This is a genomic window from Anabaena sp. FACHB-595 (assembly GCF_048568275.1).
Classification (GTDB): domain Bacteria; phylum Cyanobacteriota; class Cyanobacteriia; order Cyanobacteriales; family Nostocaceae; genus Trichormus.
In genome coordinates, this window is sequence record NZ_CP183473.1 from 5,995,399 (window position 1) to 6,014,900 (window position 19,502).

18 protein-coding genes and 1 pseudogene are annotated in these 19,502 nt (G+C 41.4%); 7 read left to right on the forward strand and 12 right to left on the reverse strand.

Annotated elements, in window-relative coordinates; translation table 11 throughout:
• Nucleotides 1-35 precede the first annotated feature (35 nt).
• Complete coding sequence (locus tag ACN222_RS25110) at nt 36-1,517, reverse strand: CIA30 family protein (RefSeq protein WP_010999152.1); 1,482 nt, start codon at nt 1,515-1,517, stop codon at nt 36-38.
• A 156-nt stretch (nt 1,518-1,673) separates the two neighbouring features.
• Here ACN222_RS25110 and ACN222_RS25115 point away from each other — a divergent pair, with 156 nt between their 5' ends.
• The gene (locus tag ACN222_RS25115) at nt 1,674-2,171 is read left to right on the forward strand and encodes a HugZ family protein (protein WP_010999153.1); all 498 of its coding nucleotides are present in this window, start codon (nt 1,674-1,676) and stop codon (nt 2,169-2,171) included.
• 14 nt (nt 2,172-2,185) lie between these two features.
• On the forward strand, nt 2,186-3,076 hold the full coding sequence (locus tag ACN222_RS25120; RefSeq protein WP_010999154.1) for an alpha/beta fold hydrolase: 891 nt from the start codon (nt 2,186-2,188) through the stop codon (nt 3,074-3,076).
• Between the two features lie 89 nt (nt 3,077-3,165).
• On the opposite strand, the gene ACN222_RS25125 is transcribed toward ACN222_RS25120, so the two are convergent.
• Nucleotides 3,166-3,639 (reverse strand): NADAR family protein, encoded by a 474-nt coding sequence (locus tag ACN222_RS25125; RefSeq protein ID WP_010999155.1) that lies wholly within the window; start codon nt 3,637-3,639, stop codon nt 3,166-3,168.
• A gap of 169 nt (nt 3,640-3,808) precedes the next feature.
• Between ACN222_RS25125 and ACN222_RS25130 the strand changes: the two genes are divergently transcribed.
• The 5 genes from ACN222_RS25130 to ACN222_RS25150 all read left to right on the forward strand — a co-directional run bounded on the left by ACN222_RS25130 (nt 3,809) and on the right by ACN222_RS25150 (nt 8,795).
• Complete coding sequence (locus tag ACN222_RS25130) at nt 3,809-4,297, forward strand: DUF2243 domain-containing protein (protein ID WP_044522448.1); 489 nt, start codon at nt 3,809-3,811, stop codon at nt 4,295-4,297.
• A 38-nt stretch (nt 4,298-4,335) separates the two neighbouring features.
• A complete protein-coding gene (locus ACN222_RS25135; protein ID WP_010999157.1) occupies nt 4,336-4,941 on the forward strand; it encodes a DUF4129 domain-containing protein in 606 nt (201 codons plus the stop codon).
• A complete protein-coding gene (locus tag ACN222_RS25140; RefSeq protein ID WP_010999158.1) occupies nt 4,938-6,023 on the forward strand; it encodes a DUF4350 domain-containing protein in 1,086 nt (361 codons plus the stop codon). Before ACN222_RS25135 ends, ACN222_RS25140 begins: the two co-directional genes overlap by 4 nt.
• Nucleotides 6,024-6,419: 396 nt before the next feature.
• A complete protein-coding gene (locus ACN222_RS25145; RefSeq protein ID WP_044522451.1) occupies nt 6,420-7,370 on the forward strand; it encodes an AAA family ATPase in 951 nt (316 codons plus the stop codon).
• Between the two features lie 114 nt (nt 7,371-7,484).
• A complete protein-coding gene (locus ACN222_RS25150) occupies nt 7,485-8,795 on the forward strand; it encodes a DUF58 domain-containing protein (RefSeq protein ID WP_010999161.1) in 1,311 nt (436 codons plus the stop codon).
• A gap of 81 nt (nt 8,796-8,876) precedes the next feature.
• Here the strand turns inward: ACN222_RS25150 and ACN222_RS25155 are convergent, their stop codons facing one another.
• The 10 genes and pseudogenes from ACN222_RS25155 to ACN222_RS25200 form a co-directional block, all read right to left on the reverse strand.
• Nucleotides 8,877-10,289 carry an energy transducer TonB gene (locus tag ACN222_RS25155; RefSeq protein WP_010999162.1) on the reverse strand — a complete coding sequence of 471 codons (1,413 nt, stop codon included), beginning with the start codon at nt 10,287-10,289 and terminating at the stop codon, nt 8,877-8,879.
• Nucleotides 10,290-10,441: 152 nt separating this feature from the next.
• On the reverse strand, nt 10,442-11,221 hold the full coding sequence (locus ACN222_RS25160) for an MBL fold metallo-hydrolase (protein WP_010999163.1): 780 nt from the start codon (nt 11,219-11,221) through the stop codon (nt 10,442-10,444).
• A gap of 317 nt (nt 11,222-11,538) precedes the next feature.
• Entirely contained in the window at nt 11,539-11,952 is a 414-nt protein-coding gene (atpC, locus tag ACN222_RS25165; protein WP_010999164.1) for an ATP synthase F1 subunit epsilon, read from the reverse strand.
• Between the two features lie 93 nt (nt 11,953-12,045).
• Complete coding sequence (gene atpD / locus ACN222_RS25170) at nt 12,046-13,494, reverse strand: F0F1 ATP synthase subunit beta (RefSeq protein WP_010999165.1); 1,449 nt, start codon at nt 13,492-13,494, stop codon at nt 12,046-12,048.
• A 379-nt stretch (nt 13,495-13,873) separates the two neighbouring features.
• Entirely contained in the window at nt 13,874-14,686 is an 813-nt protein-coding gene (locus ACN222_RS25175; RefSeq protein ID WP_010999166.1) for a DUF1194 domain-containing protein, read from the reverse strand.
• A 619-nt stretch (nt 14,687-15,305) separates the two neighbouring features.
• Nucleotides 15,306-15,407 (reverse strand): annotated as a pseudogene (locus ACN222_RS25180) (pentapeptide repeat-containing protein); the annotation flags it as partial.
• 21 nt (nt 15,408-15,428) lie between these two features.
• Entirely contained in the window at nt 15,429-15,662 is a 234-nt protein-coding gene (locus ACN222_RS25185; protein WP_010999167.1) for a Nif11-like leader peptide family natural product precursor, read from the reverse strand.
• 596 nt (nt 15,663-16,258) lie between these two features.
• Nucleotides 16,259-17,152, reverse strand: coding sequence for an ABC transporter permease (locus ACN222_RS25190; protein WP_010999168.1), 894 nt, complete (start codon nt 17,150-17,152; stop codon nt 16,259-16,261).
• A gap of 53 nt (nt 17,153-17,205) precedes the next feature.
• Entirely contained in the window at nt 17,206-18,288 is a 1,083-nt protein-coding gene (locus ACN222_RS25195; RefSeq protein ID WP_010999169.1) for a polyamine ABC transporter substrate-binding protein, read from the reverse strand.
• Nucleotides 18,288-19,433: an ABC transporter ATP-binding protein gene (locus ACN222_RS25200; protein WP_010999170.1), complete on the reverse strand. Its 1,146-nt coding sequence runs from the start codon at nt 19,431-19,433 to the stop codon at nt 18,288-18,290. Before ACN222_RS25200 ends, ACN222_RS25195 begins: the two co-directional genes overlap by 1 nt.
• Nucleotides 19,434-19,502: the final 69 nt, after the last annotated feature.

The window sequence follows — 19,502 nt, forward strand, 5'->3', positions numbered from 1 at the left end:
TTATTTCCTCAACTTCCCTATTTCATTGGTATTCTTTATCGGTCAGGTTCTAAATTGACAAATAACTGTTGCCAATCAACAGCCTCAGCAACATTCGTCCCTTCCTTGACCTCAAACGTTACATTACATCTCTTTTGTTGTAGCGCTTGTATACACAATTCTGCTACATCCTCTCGGCTGATTTTGCCGCGAATGTTATCACCTTGCTCGAAAATTAATGCCTTGCCTCCTGCTTCTTCAGTTAAGGCACAAGGTCTGATAATAGTGTAAGGAATGCCACTTGCTCTTAAACTATCTTCTCCTTTTAACTTCCATGTCAAAATTCCTCCTAATTGTTCATTTAATCTAACGGCTGGAGGTTCTTCATCTAAATTAATTCCTGGCCTACCAGGACGGGTTACACCTGCGGAACTTACAAGCACGAATTTTGGTGTATTTGCTCCACCATAAGCTTTGATAAATTCCATCTGTAGAGCAAAAACACCTGCTGAGAATTTAGGATTTAAAGCACCATCATATTCAAATTTACTTAACATTAGTTGGAAGGAACTAACTCTGCTGCTGTCAATAGGTGGCGCATCCTGGACAGTTTTTGCCCGAAACACCGGAACTAATTCTGCAAAGGGAATCCGGATATTAATCCACGTATTCTCTACAGTATCAAAAGAATAGCTATACCCTAGACCGTCCCATTTAGTCTCCGTTCGTAGGAATATTTTGTAACGTTGACCGTCACCTTTCACTCGCAACTCTACACCTTCGTAACCAGATAAATTGAATGGTGGTTCAAAGTTTCTTGTCCTGACCGATGCAAACCCTCCAGAATTTGCGGTAGAGACATTACCAGCAAATAAAGCAGTATTTTCTACTAATTGAATATTACTGGCACTTACCCCTCCCATGACAACATCATCCAGCGCACCCCAGATATTTTTTAACTCTGTTGAGGGATGGGTAAAATCAAATATGAGTTTTTCATTAGTTGCAGGCAAATAATTTGCGGCTGCTGTGACTAAATTTTTAACTCCTTGATATTCGACATTTTCCGGGGTATCACCAACAATTTCTGGTTGATAAAATTTCACACCTTGATAATATTTAGCTCTATCTGCGGTGTCTCCCTCCACTGGTTGGACGCGTACTGCGGTACAACAAATTACAGCTTGGATATTAGCCATCACAATAGGAGTTAATGTTTCTGGTTTAGTAATGTCCGCCACTACTAAATCAACATCATCACCGAGAATTGACCGTGCTTTATCAATGTCTCGTACGAGGGCGCGGACTTTTTCACCGCGTTCTCTCAGTTTCTGTACTACTCGTTTACCAACACCACCAGTTGCACCTGCTACTAGAATTACACCCATGTTGTTTTCTCCATCAGTTCGAGGTTGATAATCCTGGGGACGACCTTGGATTAATTGCTGCACCCAATTCAAAAAAGGAATCACCTCGAAGTAAGTCAGCGTTTCAATAAACCTACATAAGTTCCATTGAGAACGATTTTTATCAGCCACAATTGCGTCCTCATAATTAGCGTCTTGCTACATCATAACGATAGGTGGGGAGTGGAGAGAGAGGAATGGGGAGTACAAAATCAAATAGGAGTTGTGTCTTGCTGAGGCAGGTTAGGATACTTAAGTAGTTATGATTAATCCAATAAAAATTGACTTATGAGCCAACTGGAAAAAGCTCAAGCTGAGTATGCAGGTTTTATTCAAGAGTTTCAAAGTGCCATCATTAGTACTATCAGCGAACAAGGGATTCCCAATGGTAGTTATGCCCCTTTTGTGATAGATGATGCTAAAAATATCTATATTTATGTTAGTGGTCTTGCAGTACACACCAAAAATATTGAAGCGAATCCTCTCGTAAATGTTTTATTTGTTGATGATGAGGCAAAGACTAATCAAATATTTGCTCGTCGTCGCTTGAGTTTTGATTGTACAGCCACACTCATCGAACGTGAATCCCAGAAATGGAATCAAGTAGTTGATCAATTTCAAGAGCGTTTTGGTCAAATTATTGAAGTGTTACGTGGTTTGGCTGACTTCCGGATTTTTCAACTAACCCCCAAAGAAGGGCGTTTTGTCATTGGCTTTGGTGCAGCTTATCACATTAGTGGCGATCGCTTAGATACACTCGTCCCCATTACAGGCGATAAAGGATAGGGAAATTCAACATTATGCTTCAGTTTCAACCGCCTGGCTTTGGTCATAAAGTCGTACACACATCTTTGGGCGCAATGGTTTACTATACCCAAACTGCTGCACCTTGGTGGGATGATGACTCTGAAGATTTACCACCGCTATTGTTTCTCCATAATTTTGGTGGGGGAGCGTCTGCTTATGAATGGTCTAAAGTTTATCCGGCTTTTGCATCTACACACCGCATTCTTGCGCCTGATTTGATTGGCTGGGGAGAGTCTGCACATCCAGTCAGGGATTATGAGATTAGAGACTATCTTACAGCGATCGCAGAATTTATCAGCCAAACTTGTCAGCAACCAGTCAAGGTAGTCGCTTCTTCCTTAACGGCTGCTTTCACTATCCGTTTAGCAATTACTCAGCCAAACCTGTTTGATTCACTCTACTTGGTCTGTCCTTCTGGATTTGATGATTTTGGTCAAGGTGCTGGTCGCAGATTACCACTACCGATGATTAATACACCTTTATTAGATAATCTTATTTACGCCTTGGGCGCAGAGAACGAAATTGCTGTGAGGAATTTTCTGCAAAGTTTTTTATTCGCTCAACCACAACGGGTTTCCCAGGAAATGGTAGACGCTTATTTATATTCTGCACAACAACCCAACGCCAAGTTTGCTGCATTATCTTTTTTAAAAGGCGACCTTTACTTTGACCTGAGTTTATACATTCAACAATTGATAACGCCCACAGTTATCTTTTGGGGAGAAAAGGCACAATTTACCAGGATTGAGTTAGGGCAACGCTTGGCTAATTTAAATCCTCATGTAATTAGAAAATTTTATGCGATCGCTGATACAGGAATATTACCCCATTTAGAACAGCCGGAAATAATTATCGGCTTACTGCAACCATATATAAAAGTATGAGGTTTGAAAGGCTTCTGGTGTTCAGATACCAGACTTTTTAAACAGTCTGGTATCTATGACTGATGAGGAAACGCTATAGTGCCTCATTTCTATTCCTGATAAACTACAGAAAGTATTTGTAGCTTACGTATTTCTTCACGCACACTCATGAGAATTTTTCCGAGATGATTTTGTCCAGTTTTATCTGCTCCACAGCCCCAAAAATAGTCACAAGAGGAATCTTCTACTAAAATCTCATTACCTGTACTTAAGAGAATTTCTCTAATATCAGTATGAGTCAGAAATTTTTTCAGTACAGCTTCTCGCATAACTATAGTTTTGACTAAATCCCAATCTTGGCGAAGTTGACGACTGGTACATCGTCCTAAAGCAGCAGCTTCTTCTGGCGTTTTGCTCGCACGGATAGCGGGTATAATCGCCGCATCTACACTACCAACAAACTTTTGCGCTTGATAATAATGTTCCACTGTTAACCAGTAAGTCCCCTGAATTTCAATGCTATGGGGGGAAAAGTTAGAAAAACAGCCATAAGGCTGCCAAACCTTATAAAAGTAAATAGTCATTGAAAAATTGCTCTTTTTTATAGATATATAAATCTCTATTTCTATAATGCCTGTAGATGCTGGCAAGAAGTGAGCGGCTTGGGATTGAAAGCTATTATTTGTCTGAAGATAGAGGATATTTTCGGACAAAAATCATAATTTGGTGAAAACCCAGTTTGAGAGGTTGACAATGGAAGCAAATAGTGGTTTCTTGGGTAAGCATTTACCACTAATTTCTGCGGGAATTTTTTTAGGTTTGGGATTAGGAGGCTTTGTAGATGGTATTCTCCTGCATCAAATTCTCCAGTGGCATCATATGTTGAGCAGTATTCGACCCTTGACCACCAACTCTAATTTAGATTTAAACATGGTCTGGGACGGGTTGTTTCATGCTTTGGATTGGGTTTTGACTGTAATTGGGGTGGCATTATTATGGAGGGCTGGAGGACGTGATGATGTGGTGTGGTCATCACACACCTTTGGCGGTTCTTTGCTTGTGGGTGCGGGGTTATTCAATGTAGTAGAAGGAATAATTAATCACCAAATTCTCGGTATTCATCACGTAAAACCAGGGGTACATCAGTTAGCTTGGGATTTAGGATTCTTGGTTTTGGGAGCCTTGCTTGTCTTGGTAGGTGGGATGATGCTACAAAGGGGCAACACTGAAATTGGTGAGTAGTCAGTAGTTACATTCCTTAACTTTTTGTCCAGCGACTTATGTCCATAGATACCTTTGAAAAAAGCAGCTTGAATTGGCAGATCTCTCAGTTCCAACAACAAGTAGGAGAATGGCTAGAATACCAGTCATACCGCTTTGAGCAAGCATTACCGAATTGGGGTTCTGGCTGGAAACTTGCTCCGTGGGTGATTAATCTTTTGAGTGTTTTATCTTGGTCGTTACTGGTTTTATTTTTAACTGTAGTAATTTGGCGTTTATGGGTAGCATTCAGCCCTTATGTATTTTCGTGGCTAAATAACAGTGGTTATGCTCGAAACGAGGCGAAAAGACCGGCTCCAGATTTATCTGTGGCAAACTTGTTAGAGCGATCGCAAGTACTTTATCGTCAAGGTAATTATCGTGAGGCTTGTCGTTGTCTTTATTTAGCTATCTTGCAGCATTTGCATGACAGCAAAATCATTCTGCACAAACCTAGTCGTACCAATAGCGAATATCTGCAATTGCTACGTTTGTCTACAACTCCCATCCAACCTTATGAAACTGTGATTACTACTCACGAGCAATTATGTTTTGGCAATGCAGAGATTTTGCCAGAAAATTATGAACAGTGTCGGCAAGCCTACGGGGAGATTGTCCAGGAATGAAACGCTCAAATCGAGTTGCTTGGCTGGGTGCGATCGCTTTATGTGTAATGATTATACTGACTGTTATAGCTGCGCCTAATACACAAATTGATAGTGGCTCTACTTATAATCGCGCCGCCGATGGTTATGGTGCTTGGTATGCTTTTATGCAGGAGCAAGGAATTACTATCCAACGCTGGCAAAAACCTTTAACTAAACTCAACAATGAGAAAAAACCCGTTACAGTCTTACAAGTATATGGTTACCTAAGACAGCCACAATTAGATCGGGATGAAGAAAAATGGCTGGAGAAAGGGAATAATTTGGTAATTTTGGGTGTAAATACACGGGTAAGTGCAGCCAACTTTCAGACTATGCAGGTGTCACCTGTAGGTGAGGTTAAGATTGATACTAGAAGACGTTTCCAAAAAGCTCAACAATCAGAAATTTTATTAGGCGATCGCTTCGGTGCTGTAGTCTGGGACGAGAAGCGAGAAAAAGGCAAAGTCATTTTCGCCACTACACCCTACTTAGCTGCCAACGCCTACCAAGATAATTTAAGTAATTTTCAATACTTAGCTAGTTTAGTCAACCAGAAAAACAACACGTTATTTGTAGATGAATACATTCACGGCTATAAAGATGCTGATGTTAAGGAAAGTGAAGGACAAGGTGATTTAATCAGCTATTTTGCTCAAACCCCAATGATAGTGATACTGGTGCAAGCAGGTGTTTTATTATTAGTGCTGATTTGGGGACAAAATCGCCGTTTTGGTAAGTCTATAGCTTTGACAACACCAGTTATCGATAATAGCCAAGCCTATATTCAAGCTTTGGCGGGAGTGCTACAAAAAGCCGAATCTAGCGAATTTGTTGTGGAAATGGTGGGTAAAGAAGAACAACTACAACTCCAAAAAGCTCTGGGATTAGGCACTGTGTTACTAGAACCTCAAACTCTGGTGAATATTTGGGCAGAAAAAACGGGTAAATCTGCCACAGAAATAGATACAGTATTAAAAGCACAGCAAAGAAAACGCCGTTTGAGTGAAAGAGAACTATTAAACTGGTTGGCAAAATGGCGTAGCTTGAGGGTTGGGAGTTAGGAAACCTCAAAAAATAAATTATCCCAAACTGATGTTTTGGTAGCTTACGTCAGTATGAATAATGTCTGAGTATAGTTAGTTTCTATCGCACTGACCCACCTTACTGATATGGCTACGCGAATGTAAGCAAGAATTTGGGGTTAGGTTCCGTCGAACTCACTTTAAGTTGAAATATGCAATACTTCTTTATGCTTGGCGGAAACAAATAATGTAGCCATTCTGAGTTTGATGAGGTAAATTAACCACAACATATTCATTAAAGAGTAGTAAGTACTAATTAAAAAACTTAATTTTTGTTCTCTCCCTACTCTTTAATTCTGTAGCTTTAGCTTCCCGTAGGGTATTTTGAATTGATTCATCTTCCCCCGCCCCCTGCATTCTGCCACAAGGAAACTTATGAGTGAAACCTATCCTATCCTCATTCACCTGGGTGAAAAACTGAACCACGTTATTGTCGGACAATCTCAGCTAATACAACAGCTACTGGTAGGGCTATTATCGGGTGGACATATTATTTTGGAAGGAGTGCCAGGAACAGGTAAAACGCTGTTGGTGAAAGTTTTAGCACAGTTGATTCAAGCGGATTTTCATCGGGTGCAACTCACGCCGGATGTTTTACCATCAGACATTACAGGCACAAATATTTTTGACTTAAATAATCGTAATTTCACCCTGAAAAAAGGCCCTGTTTTTACAGAAGTTTTGCTTGCAGACGAAATTAACCGCACTCCACCAAAGACGCAAGCAGCGTTACTGGAAGCGATGGAAGAGATGCAGGTTACTCTCGATGGTGAAAGCTTACCTTTGCCGGATTTGTTTTGGGTAATTGCTACTCAAAACCCTTTGGAATTTGAGGGTACTTATCCTTTACCAGAAGCCCAATTAGATCGATTTTTATTCAAGTTAGTAGTAGATTACCCCGACCAAACGGCAGAAAAGCAAATGCTACTCAATCGTCAAGCGGGTTTTGCTGCACGACGTTCAGATATTAACAGTCTGCAACCAATAGCAACGGTAACTGATATTTTAGAGGCACGGCAGGCCGTCAAAGCAGTTAAGGTATCGGAATCCATCATTGATTATTTATTGGCGCTGGTGAGGACATCACGTCAATATCCTGATTTGGCTTTGGGTGCGTCACCGCGTGCGGCTGGTGCTTGGTTGCAAACTTCTCAAGCAGTAGCGTGGTTAGAGGGACGAGATTTTGTCACTCCAGATGATATCAAAGCAGTTGCATCACCTTTATTACGTCATCGCCTGATTCTTAAGCCAGAAGCAATGCTAGATGGTTTACAAATGGATGCGGTAATTGCGGCGGTAGTTAATCAAGTCGCTGTCCCAAGGTAATACCAATTCAAAATACCCTACGGGAAGCTAAAGCTACAAAATTCAAAATTCAAAATACGCTTTGGGTTTTCCGCAGGAGTACGAAATTCAAAATTAGGAATATGGATTCTGGGTATGGTTCCAGCTAAACGGGTTTATCTACTGCTAATTTTGGGACTGACGATCGCACCAATTTTATCATTGTTCATTGGTATTCCTGCCAGTATAGCGATCGCTCTATTATTCGATATCACCGTATTAGGATTGATGATTGTCGATAGTCGGCGGGTACGTTCTCTGCGGGTAGAAGTTCAGCGTCAATTACCAGCACGTTTATCTATCGGGCGTGATAATCCCGTAATATTGTCAATCACATCAGCAAAGACTGAGGCTGTAATTCAAATCCGCGATTTTTACCCAACTGGATTTGGTGTGTCTACACTGACACTAAATGCCATAATTCCCTCACAAGGGAAGGAAGAGATCAAATATACTGTCAACCCAACACAGCGCGGGGAATTTTCTTGGGGGAATATTCAGGTACGACAGTTAGCGCCTTGGGGTTTAGCTTGGGATGATTGGCAAATTCCCCAAAGTGTACAGGTGAAAGTTTACCCGGATTTGATCGGTTTGCGATCGCTCTCCATTCGCTTAACACTACAATCATCTGGTTCAATGCGCCAATCACGACAGTTAGGGATTGGGACAGATTTTGCTGAATTGCGGAACTATCGCACTGGCGACGATTTACGCTTGATTGATTGGAAAGCGACTGCTCGTCGTGTGGGAGTTCCATTAGTGCGGGTGCTGGAACCAGAACAGGAGCAAACCTTAATCATATTATTGGATCGCGGTCGGTTGATGACTGCCAGAGTCAAAGGATTACAACGATTTGATTGGGGACTAAATGCAACTTTATCATTAGCTTTAGCCGGATTGCATCGTGGCGATCGTGTCGGTGTGGGTGTATTTGACCGTCTCATGCACACATGGCTACCACCAGAAAGGGGTCAACATCATTTAAGTAAGTTAATTGACCATCTGACCCCAATTCAACCAGTATTATTAGAGTCAGATTATTTGGGCGCAGTGACAAATGTTGTCAAACAACAAACTCGTCGCGCACTTGTAGTAGTAATTACTGATTTAGTTGATGTCACCGCTTCTACTGAACTCCTCGCCGCACTTACTCGACTGACACCACGCTATTTACCCTTTTGCGTCACCTTGCGAGATCCACAAGTAGACAATTTAGCACATACTTTTACTGAAGATGTCACCCAAACTTACAACCGTGCAGTTGCTTTAGATTTACTGGCGCAAAGACAGGTTGCTTTTGCTCAATTAAAACAAAAAGGTGTTTTAGTACTTGATGCGCCAGCCAATCAAATTACCGATCAGTTAGTTGATCGATATTTGCAACTCAAAGCCCGTAATCAACTTTAATATTCAAAAATTCAGAGATGAAACTTTTGTAATATCCCCATTACCCATTACCAAAATCCCTCTCCCCAAGAGATAAGAATTCTATTCCTGATTTGCAGGTGTAGTTGGCGCTGGTGGTGCTGCGGGTTTTGACTGAGTGGATTGACGTAAATTCCGCAAAGTCGCTCTTAACTTGCTTTGACTAGCAGATGGAGCATTCTCTCTGCGCCGCCGTCTAGTAGGAGTAGTGTTTTGTGGTGCAGTTTGTGCAGAATTATTAGTTGTACGCTCCCGGCGGAGACGGCGCAAACTCTCTCTAGCTGTGCCTGTTCTTGTTGCTGAAGCAGGTGTGTTAGAGCGTTCTGGCGTAGATTCTCGTGTGGATCTGACTCTAGTTTCCCTGGAGGTTTGAGCAGGAATATTAGCCTCAGTGGAAGTCACCAAACGTCTGCGTCTGCGAGTTCCTTCTGTAGAATCGGTATTGGCTGCTGTTGTTTGTCGCTGTCTGGCTTCGGCTTCTCTACGTTTTTTTTGTTCTTGGAGTTGGCGGTGTCGTCGTGACCCTTGTAGGGCAAATTCAGTGGCGATCGCTACTCCCTGTCTACCACCCTCAGCAGGTTTTAATTTCCAATTACGTGCTTGTCTTAAGGTTTCTTCGTCTAGTTCTCGATTACCGCTAGAACGAGCAACTCTAACATTAGTAACATTACCTTGAGCATCCGTATCAACAGCTACTTCTACTTTACCTTCTATTCCCCGCCGTCTAGCAGCTTCTGGATATCTGGCATTACACTCGCGGCAAGCTGCACGACCATTTCCTGATCTGCTGCCTTCACTCGGTTCAGTACGGATTTTTGGTGGTGTTGGTGCTGTGGCGATCGCTGGAGTAGTTACTGCGGGTGTACTATTACTTGCTGGAGAACCTACTTGCCCAGATGTGGAACCTGTAGTTTCGCCAGTATTTGCTTGAGTTCCTCTAGAATCTCTAATTCCGCCTAAAATTTCTCGGAGACGACTATTATTTTCTCCCGTCGGTTGTGATGGTGTCACAACTGTAGAGGTTGCAGGACTATTTGAGTTAGCAGTAATTACCCGTGGTTGAGCAACGGGTTGTGGCTTCTCGGTGGCTACAGTTTTCTCTATCGGTTTTTGTACAACTGTAGGCTGGGAGCGAACGGGGGTAATAACTGTTGTTTGTGGTTTGGGAGCAATAGCGACTTCACTACTAGCAACACTTCTTTGCGGTTCACTACGGGTAACTGGTAATGGTTCCGGTTTTTTTACTTCTGGAGTTTCTTCAGGCGGTTTCTCCTTTTCTTCTGTTACAGGATCAACGATCGCTATTTCTATCGGTTCTTCTTCAACTTGAGGAACTCGTGTCAGAAAGTTACCCAAGCCTGAAGCCAGCAAAGCGATGTGTAGAGCCATTGATCCAATGAAACTGTAAGTTAAAAAAGACTGGAGAGCCTTAACTTCCTTGGAACGTTGCTCGACATTATAACCAGAAAATGTCATAGCTTATTGCTACCTATTCTCACCAACTTAGTCATATTAAGATGAGCCTTGATAAATATCAAGTCAAACAATTATTTTTTCCAGAGAATTATGGAGTTTAGGCACTGGAGATTGGTTATTTTTGCCAATCTCCCATATTCCTTGTAATTGATTTAATTTGTTAAAGCGCGTTTTGCTAGTTGTAATTCTAAGCGATCGCCTGGATTTGGTTCCAGCAGTTGTGTAAGTAAATTATTTTTTTGGAATAGCAAACGCAAGTCTGCAATACTTCCCTCCGTTTTGAGGACTTTTGTCAGTAATCCCTCAAATATGACATCTCCTCCGGCGGCGGTAGGAAGCATAACTTGTGGTTCTAGCCATTGTGCTACTTCCAATGCACTTTTATATCCTTTAATAATTGGCCCCAGCAAGGGTAAAGCTAAGTCAACTGTCGGCGTAATTACTACATCCACCGGTGCAAACTGTTTCAACAGTGGAGAATGATAGCCGTGAGGTTCGTAGTAAAGCGTTAAACTAGTGACTAATTCTTTCACCAAATAACTATTTTCAACCACAGTCGGGCCGATTGGTGAACCAGGAAAAGCTCTAATTTCGATTTGATTATTGAAAGTAAAACTTTCACCATGAACCAAGGTGGTCACAGAAGTATAACCCAAGGCTTGCACCACTTTTGCAGCATTAGGAGAAGCCACCACTGGAATATTGGGGTTCAGTTGCTTCAGTGTTTGTGGATGTGCATGGTCTTCTAAACCTTGGGATAGGAGAATTAGATCAATATTTTCTGGTATGGCGCGCTCTTGAGGACGATATCCTTTGAACAGCCAATCTAAATTCCCAAAAGTTAACGCATCAACCAACCACGGGTCTATAAGTATTCGCTGATTGCTGAGTTCGAGCAACCAACTATTGCTGTCTAACCAAGTTAAATACATAGCCAAAGGAAGATAACGCCTAATATCATTGTGACACCACGGCGATCAGTCAGGCTGGGCGGAATACCATTACTTCCAGTGACTGTGTGATAAATTACACAAAAGGGACGCAGCCATAATAACTATCCGAAAACCCAATACAGTTTAGTTAAGAAATATTTTGTAGTGAGGACTTCAGTCCTTACTGGGAACTCTTCCTTACTTCACAAACCCCAGATTTTAGACTTAACTGAACCGTATTGTCCCAAAACCCCATATCCTTAAAACAAAGAAGGATGAGCAAATTGCCCACCCTAAAAAATTCTGCTTGTATTTTTTTATGCCAAACCGCCAGCCGCTTGAAAACGAGCGCGGGCGCGTTTAAAGGCTTGATTAGCTTGGATTTGGGCTTGACGATCGCCTGCGGGTACTTGATTCAGCTTTGTTTGCGCTTGGCTGTAAGCAGTACGTGCTTCTTCTAGGTTAATCGTGTCGCCGCGTTCACCACCATTGACAAGAATGGTGACTTCATCTTCTTCAACTTCGGCAAAGCCACCCAATAGGGCGATCGCTTGCCAATTTTGACTCTTGCTGGTGCGTACTCGTAGTACGCCTGTATCTAGTGCGGTTAAAAGTGGTGCGTGTCCACTCAGGATACCTAGCTGACCGGTAGTGCTGGGTAAAATCACTTCATCAGCTTCCGCATCCCACACTGTTTTATCTGGGGAAATTACACGGACAGTTAGGGTCATAAGTCTTCCATTGTGAATTGTCAGTTGTCAGTTGTCAGTCGTCAGTCGTCAGCCTTCAAATCTACTGACTACTGACTACTGACTACTAACAAATTAGCCTTTGATTTTTTCGGCTTTGGCGATCGCTTCGTTGATGTCGCCTACCAAGTAGAAGGCTTGCTCTGGCAGATCATCCAACTCACCAGATAGAATCTTCTGGAACCCTTTGATGGTGTCTTCTAACTTCACGTACTTACCAGGAGAACCTGTGAATACTTCAGCGACAAAGAAGGGTTGAGACAAGAAACGCTCAACTTTCCGGGCCCGTGCTACGATGAGTCTGTCTTCTTCAGACAGTTCATCTAGACCCAGAATAGCGATGATGTCTTGCAATTCTTTGTAGCGTTGCAGGGTCGATTGGACAGCACGAGCAGTATTGTAGTGTTCGTCACCAACAATGTTGGGTTGCAACATGGTAGAGGTGGAACCTAGCGGATCTACCGCAGGATAAATACCTTTAGATGCCAAGCCACGAGATAGTACAGTTGTACCATCTAAGTGAGCAAAGGTGGTTGCAGGTGCGGGGTCTGTCAAGTCATCCGCAGGTACATATACAGCTTGAATTGAGGTAATAGAACCTTCGGTAGTAGATGTAATCCGTTCTTGCAATTGACCTACATCAGTACCCAAAGTTGGCTGATATCCCACAGCAGAAGGCATCCGACCCAACAACGCTGATACTTCAGAACCTGCTTGTACGAACCGGAAAATGTTGTCAATAAACAACAATACGTCTTGCTTGTTGACATCACGGAAGTATTCAGCCATTGTCAAACCAGACAAACCAACCCGCATTCTTGCTCCGGGTGGTTCGTTCATCTGACCGTACACCAACGCAATCTTCGATTCGTTGAGGTTTTCGTTGTTGATTACCCCAGATTCAATCATTTCGTTGTAGAGGTCATTCCCTTCACGGGTACGCTCTCCCACGCCAGCGAACACAGACACGCCACCATGCTGGGTTGCAATGTTGTTAATCAACTCCATCATGATTACGGTTTTGCCGACACCCGCACCGCCGAACAGACCAATTTTACCGCCGCGTCGATAGGGTGTGAGGAGGTCAACAACTTTAATCCCGGTCTCGAAAACGGAAGGTTTAGTTTCCAGTTCGGTTAATTTGGGAGCCGGACGGTGGATGGGTAGGGTTTCTTGGTTGTTGACTGGGCCTCTGTTGTCTACAGGTTCGCCAAGAACGTTGAAAATCCGTCCGAGAGTTGCTTTACCAACGGGTACGCTGATGGGAGCGCCTGTATCGACGACTTCCAGACCACGGACTAAACCATCCGTGGAACTCATAGCAACGGCGCGTATTTGGTTGTCGCCCAAAAGTTGCTGTACTTCTACGGTGAGGTTGAGTTGCTGTCCAGCTTCGTTAGTGCCTTTGATGGTCAGAGCGTTGTAGATTTGCGGTAATTTTCCGTTAGGGAATTTAACGTCTACAACCGGACCAATGATTTGGGTAATGTAACCGATGTTTGTTTTTTCTGCGGTGGTGACCATGCTGCGCCTAATGGTTGAAGCTATATTTCAGAATGGGTCTTAGAAGACATAAGATTATGCAATGTCATCTTTCACTCTAACACCGGAGGGGGACAGAGTTCCGTTAGTAATTCCTTAAAAAGTAGTTCGGCGACTTTATTCCCACCAGCTTGACTGAGTGACCCAACTTTATATCATAAATTGATTCTTAAGACTTACAACATCAGAGAACTGCGCTTAAGTATGGTGTTTGTAGCCTCGAAAGAAAAACAAAAAAGAAGCGACTATCTACAGAGTCACTTCCCTTAGGAAAATAAATGATGATGATTTCTCATTCAGACTTACGCATTGGTCAGAAAAAGCGTTTCGTTACTTGGGCTTTGGCTAATTTGCTGGGATATTAGCACTTAGCTGACTGCTTCTGATTACGCTTGAGACTTGAGGTGATACCAAACGCACCCAGACCGAATAAACCAATCAGCGTAGCTGGTTCGGGAGTTGTTGTAGGAGGCTCTGAAATAATTTCTCTTCTGAGTTTCAGTTCAACTGTGTCAGCGAAATCTTGGAAAGTATTGGCCTGTAAAACAAAAGAACCAGCACCGCCCTTGACGTTATTGTTATAGAAGTTGAATAGAGATGTACTGTTACCAATGACTAAACCATTGATCGCATCAACACCAGCAGCTAAAGCAGCATCGCGGGCCGCTGCTGTAGTAACTGCGTTGCTTCTACCGTCACCAGATACGTCAATCACTTGACGGTTGCTTTCAAATTCATTATTAAAGATTAGAGGGGTAGCAAAATCAATTGCCGATCCGATAACAGTACCTCCACCGAAAGGGCGAGTTGTGGCATTAATTGCATTCGCAAAGTTTTGGGACGCTTCCACACTATCAATCAGTGTCCAACCTACAGACTGTTGCTGCTGAGTAGCACTAGACCAATAGATTAAGTTAACAGCAATCTTGCCGATATTTCCCTTTGAGATAAAGTTGTTGAAAAGATCAGCATTATTAAAAGCATCTACATAGCCTTGTTTTTGCAAGTTGAATTCACTAGTACTGATACTACTAGATACGTCAACAAGTAAAGACAACTCCGTATCAACAAAGGTAGCAGCATAGGCGCTTGTGGACATAGCCAGAGCTGACAAAGTACCAGCTACTGTTGTGAGGGTTGCTCGGAAAAATAATGAAGTCTTCATGAGATTCATCCCGCTAAATCAAAAATGTAGGTTCCAACTGTGAAATTACTTACTCTATTGGAGTAAATAGTCCAAATGAAGATTTTGGATGCGATCGCTCATCAGTAAATCTTTGTAGGATAGTTTGATCAGGTACTTTGTTGCGCGCACACAATATCAATCCTGAAAAACACTAAGGATAGAGTTCTCTAAACTTCTATTTGACTTATGAGCAAAACTTTACTCCGTGTTTTCCTCACTCGGACACTCAATATATTAGGGTAAAGTTACTTAGCGTACCAGTAGCAGTTCGATACCTTCACACAAAAAACATATTGTTGAGCCTGCTAGTTTATTAATCGAAACCTAGCTTTTATCTGGATTGTGATGATTTTTATCTCAGTATTTAGTTTGGGTAAATATAAATTTTCTGTGTAATTCTACTATTTTTTAACAAACCATTGGAGTTGTTGTGCCTAAAGCTCAATGGTATAGTTAAGAACCTTCAATTAACCAGTCAAAAACTTGCAATATCAAGCGGTTATTTATTTGTGCTAAAGAGTACTTGATAGGGTTATTTTTTGAGAAATTATCTAACAAATTCGGTTATGGGCTGAGTGTTAGTTTCGGCGATCGCTCTCATAAATTATGACAAATCTGCATATCTGAGAATCACTTTGTGCATGAAACTATCACTCAAGTTAGCCCCGATTAAGTCAGCATAACTAAGATTTCCACCAGGTAAATTTTTAGTCCTGAATAGTATTCAAAGTCAAGCTAATGATAACTGTTCATGATTGCTGGGTTCGCTATCAAACCATAATTGAGCTAATTCAGTCTCGGTAAATCGATAACCAAGGGTGGCTGCGAAATTGACTATTTTCGTTTTATCCCAATGGTAACTACCTAGTAAACTGCGACTACAGCATTTATTAAAGTATTTTTCATAAATAATTTCATCCGCCATCAAAGCTTCATAAAAAGCATTCGCTTGTTGTAAAGACATTATCCTTCTCCATTAAAAATTTATTTTTACGGTTAATAGGAACTACTGGGAATTTTTAGGTGATTCCGGTTTTTAGAGATAAAAATTGTTAAAATTTCACTCATTCTTTGAAAATATAAAATTTGCAAGAAATTATCCTTAAAATAGAGCTTTTAAGTTCAAAAGACTTACAACTTAGTAAATTTTTTATGAGCAATAAATATATGGATTTAACATGGTGTAAGATGCCATATAAACTGCTTATGATTAAACATTCGCCGAAAAATTTCAGTTATTTTTCAACGGCTAAATTTTCATGCAAAAATAGCCCCAGCAGACGAGTAGTTGAAAAATTTACTATACAGTTAGTTATCTTCAGAAAGATAAATTTGAAGAACTTAATACCATCTGTCTAGTGACTATTTCAACGCCACGGCGATCGCTTCTATGGGGAAACACACGATAATACTTTTATCTTAAACCCAGAGGTGCGGATAACCAAGTATATGTATAGGGTTTTTACTGAAAAAATAAATTTATTTATATAAATTTCATATAAAGTTAAAGTAAAAATACGTAACAACCCAGTAATTGGCAACCTCTACTGAGCATGGAAACTAGCGATCGCCAAATTTAATCAGCAGAGCGATCGCTACACTCACGGCAAAAATTAAGGTCATACTCAACGCCGAACCAAACCCCCAATTCTGGGTAACTCCGAGAAATTGGTTATAAACTAGCCTGGCTGCCGTCATACTAGAAGCACCACCAAGTAATTCTGGGTCAATAAAATCCCCCAAGGCTGTGATCAGCACAAGGAGAGAGCCAGCAGTGATTCCTGGGTAAATTTGCGGAACCGTGACTTTCCAAAAAGCCTTGATGGGACTTGCGCCTAAATCTGCTGCTGCTTCTAGTAAGCGTTGATCTAACTTTTCTAATGAAGCGTATAAAATCAACACCATGTAGGGGAGTAAGCTGTAACTCATGCCAATTAAAACAGCTGGTGTACGGTTAAGTAGTTCTAAGGTGGGTAAACCGACACTACTCAATAGACTGTTCAAAAGACCAGTAGGACGGAGAATCGTTATCCAAGCGTAAGAACGGAGTAGAGAAGAAGTCCACAAAGGTAAGACAAAGCCTAGTACCAAGAGATTGCGCCAGCGTTTCGGTGCAATTTGTGCAATCCAATACGCTACCGGAAAACCCAAAATTAGACAGATCGCCATTGTACCTAACGCCAACCAGAGCGATCGTAGGATTACTTGCAAATATAAAGGATCAAGTATGCGGACATAGTTATCCAATCCACTGGGGTTGACTATATCTCCTGGTCTAATGTTTGGAACTAGACTCAACTGGAAAATTATCAGTGTTGGTAGTACTAATAATAGTAATAACCAAATACCAGACGGTGCTAGCAATACCAAAGGTTGGATAAAGTTTAACTTTGGGCGGTTTAACTTCTGAATCTTGGCAAGATCCTCTGGAGTATCACGAATTTCTGTATTCACAATTGTAAAAGTAATTAACTGTTGACTGTTGACCAATTACCAATTACCAATAACTAACTACTAGTTAATTGCGTCCAGTAGCGCTCATAAACTTCTTCAAATGGCCCCACTGGGCTAATGCGTTCACATTTGTCTAGAATTGAAGATGGAGGATATAGATTTTCATTAGTTTTTATTTGTTTTGGTAATTGTTCAAATGCAGCATTATTAGGAGTAGAAATCTTCAGTCGCTCGCTTGTGGTAGCTGCTACTTCTGGTTGTAAAATAAAATTAATCCAGGCATAAGCTCCATCTAAATTGGGCGCTGATTTGGGAATAACAATTGTATCAGTCCATAGTGAAGAACCACTACGGGGAATAACATACTTTAATTTAGGATTTTCTTTAATGACTTTGGTAGCATCAGCTGAGTAACACATTGCTAATGCCAAATCACCTGCTAAGATTTGATTGCGCCAAGCATCAGTATCAAAAGCTGCGATCGCTGGTTTGAGTGTACTTAACTTTTCATAAGCTTGTTTAATTTGGGCTTCATTTTGCGAGTTATAAGAATAACCCAACATCCGCAAAACCGCACCTATAACCTCACGCACATCATTGAGTAAAGTCATACGTTTACTGAGGAGCTTTTGATTTCGCCATAGATATTCCCAGTCTTCTGGTGCTTCTTTGAGAATTTCCGAATTATATATTAAACCCGTTGTTCCCCAATTAAAAGGAATGCTATAGCGGTTTTTAGGGTCATAACTAGGATTTTGGAATTGAGGAAATAAATTATCTAACCCAACTAGGCGATCGTGTTTTAATTCACTTAACAAACCCCTTTCTACCATCTTCTGTACCATATAGTCAGATGGGTAAATGAGGCTATAAGTACCACCACTTCCAGCTAAGAGTTTAGCTAGCATTACTTCGTTGGAATCATAGACATCGACCAGCGCCTTCATCCCAGTTTGGGCGCTAAAAGTCTGTAATAGTTTCTGATCAGAATACTGTGTCCAAGTATAAAGATACAATTGGTCACTGCGACCAGAAGAACTAGAAGCTCGCACATCAGCTAATTTCCAACCACAACTTGCTAAGGATAAACTGGAAAGGGCTGTAATTCCTTGTAGAAAATTTCTTCTATTAGTCATTAGTCATTAGTCATTTGATTAATAGCCAAACAATCACTTTCCGCCCACCAAGCATAAATAGGTGTTTCACGGTCTGGTAAATTGCCAAAAGTATTAGGTTGTAAAACATTAATATTCATACCGTTAATTAATTGGACAACATAATTAACGTGAGTTCCTAAATACATAACATTTATCAGCCTTCCTTCAAAACAGTTATTGAGGGAACTAGGCGGATAAAGGGAAAGTTGAATTTTTTCTGGTCGCACACTCACAACTACAGGTTTTAATAATTCTGCGGGTGTATCTTCATTTCGGGCGACTACAATTGTGAGTCCAGTTTTGGTAACAATTTGAATATATTCAGCTTCTAATACGGTGATTTCACCACTAAACAAATTAGTATCACCGATGAAATCGGCGACAAAGGAGGTTTTAGGACGTTCGTAAATCTCTTGGGGAGTACCAATTTGTTCAATTTTCCCCTGATTCATCACCGCAATGCGATCGCTTAAAGATAACGCCTCTTCTTGGTCATGAGTTACCATAACGAAGGTTAAACCCAGGTTTTTATGTAAATTTGATAACTCAACCTGCATTTCCTTACGTAACTTTAAATCCAACGCCCCCAAAGGTTCATCCAGCAACACCACAGCCGGACGATTCACCAAAGCCCTAGCCAAAGCAACGCGCTGCTGTTGACCACCGGAGAGTTGGCTAGGAAAGCGCGATCGCAAACTTTCCATTTTTACCAGCTTTAAAGCCTCTTTAACTCTGCTTTCTACTTCTGATTTCCGGGATTTCTTTAGCCGCAACCCGAAAGCAACATTATCCCAGACGTTAAGGTGATTAAATAGAGCGTAACTTTGAAATACTGTATTAACTGGTCGGCGGTAAGGGGGAATATTGGTCATCGGCTGACCCTGAATCAATAATTTACCAGCATCAACTTGTTCAAATCCGGCTATTAAACGTAGTGTCGTTGTCTTACCACAGCCAGAAGGGCCAAGAATACTAAAGAACTCCCCTTGTCTTACATCTAAGTCCACTCCATGTACCGCCGGTTCTTGGTTGAAAAACTTGAACACGTTACGTAGTTCAACATCAAGGGGGAGGAGTGTTTTTACGCCCCTGGGATTCTGCGTTACAGTTTGAGCCATATTCATCAGTAGAATGCCGTGATCTTACGAGATTTTCTGTATTAATGTAGTCGATTAAGCAAACTCTTCATAGCC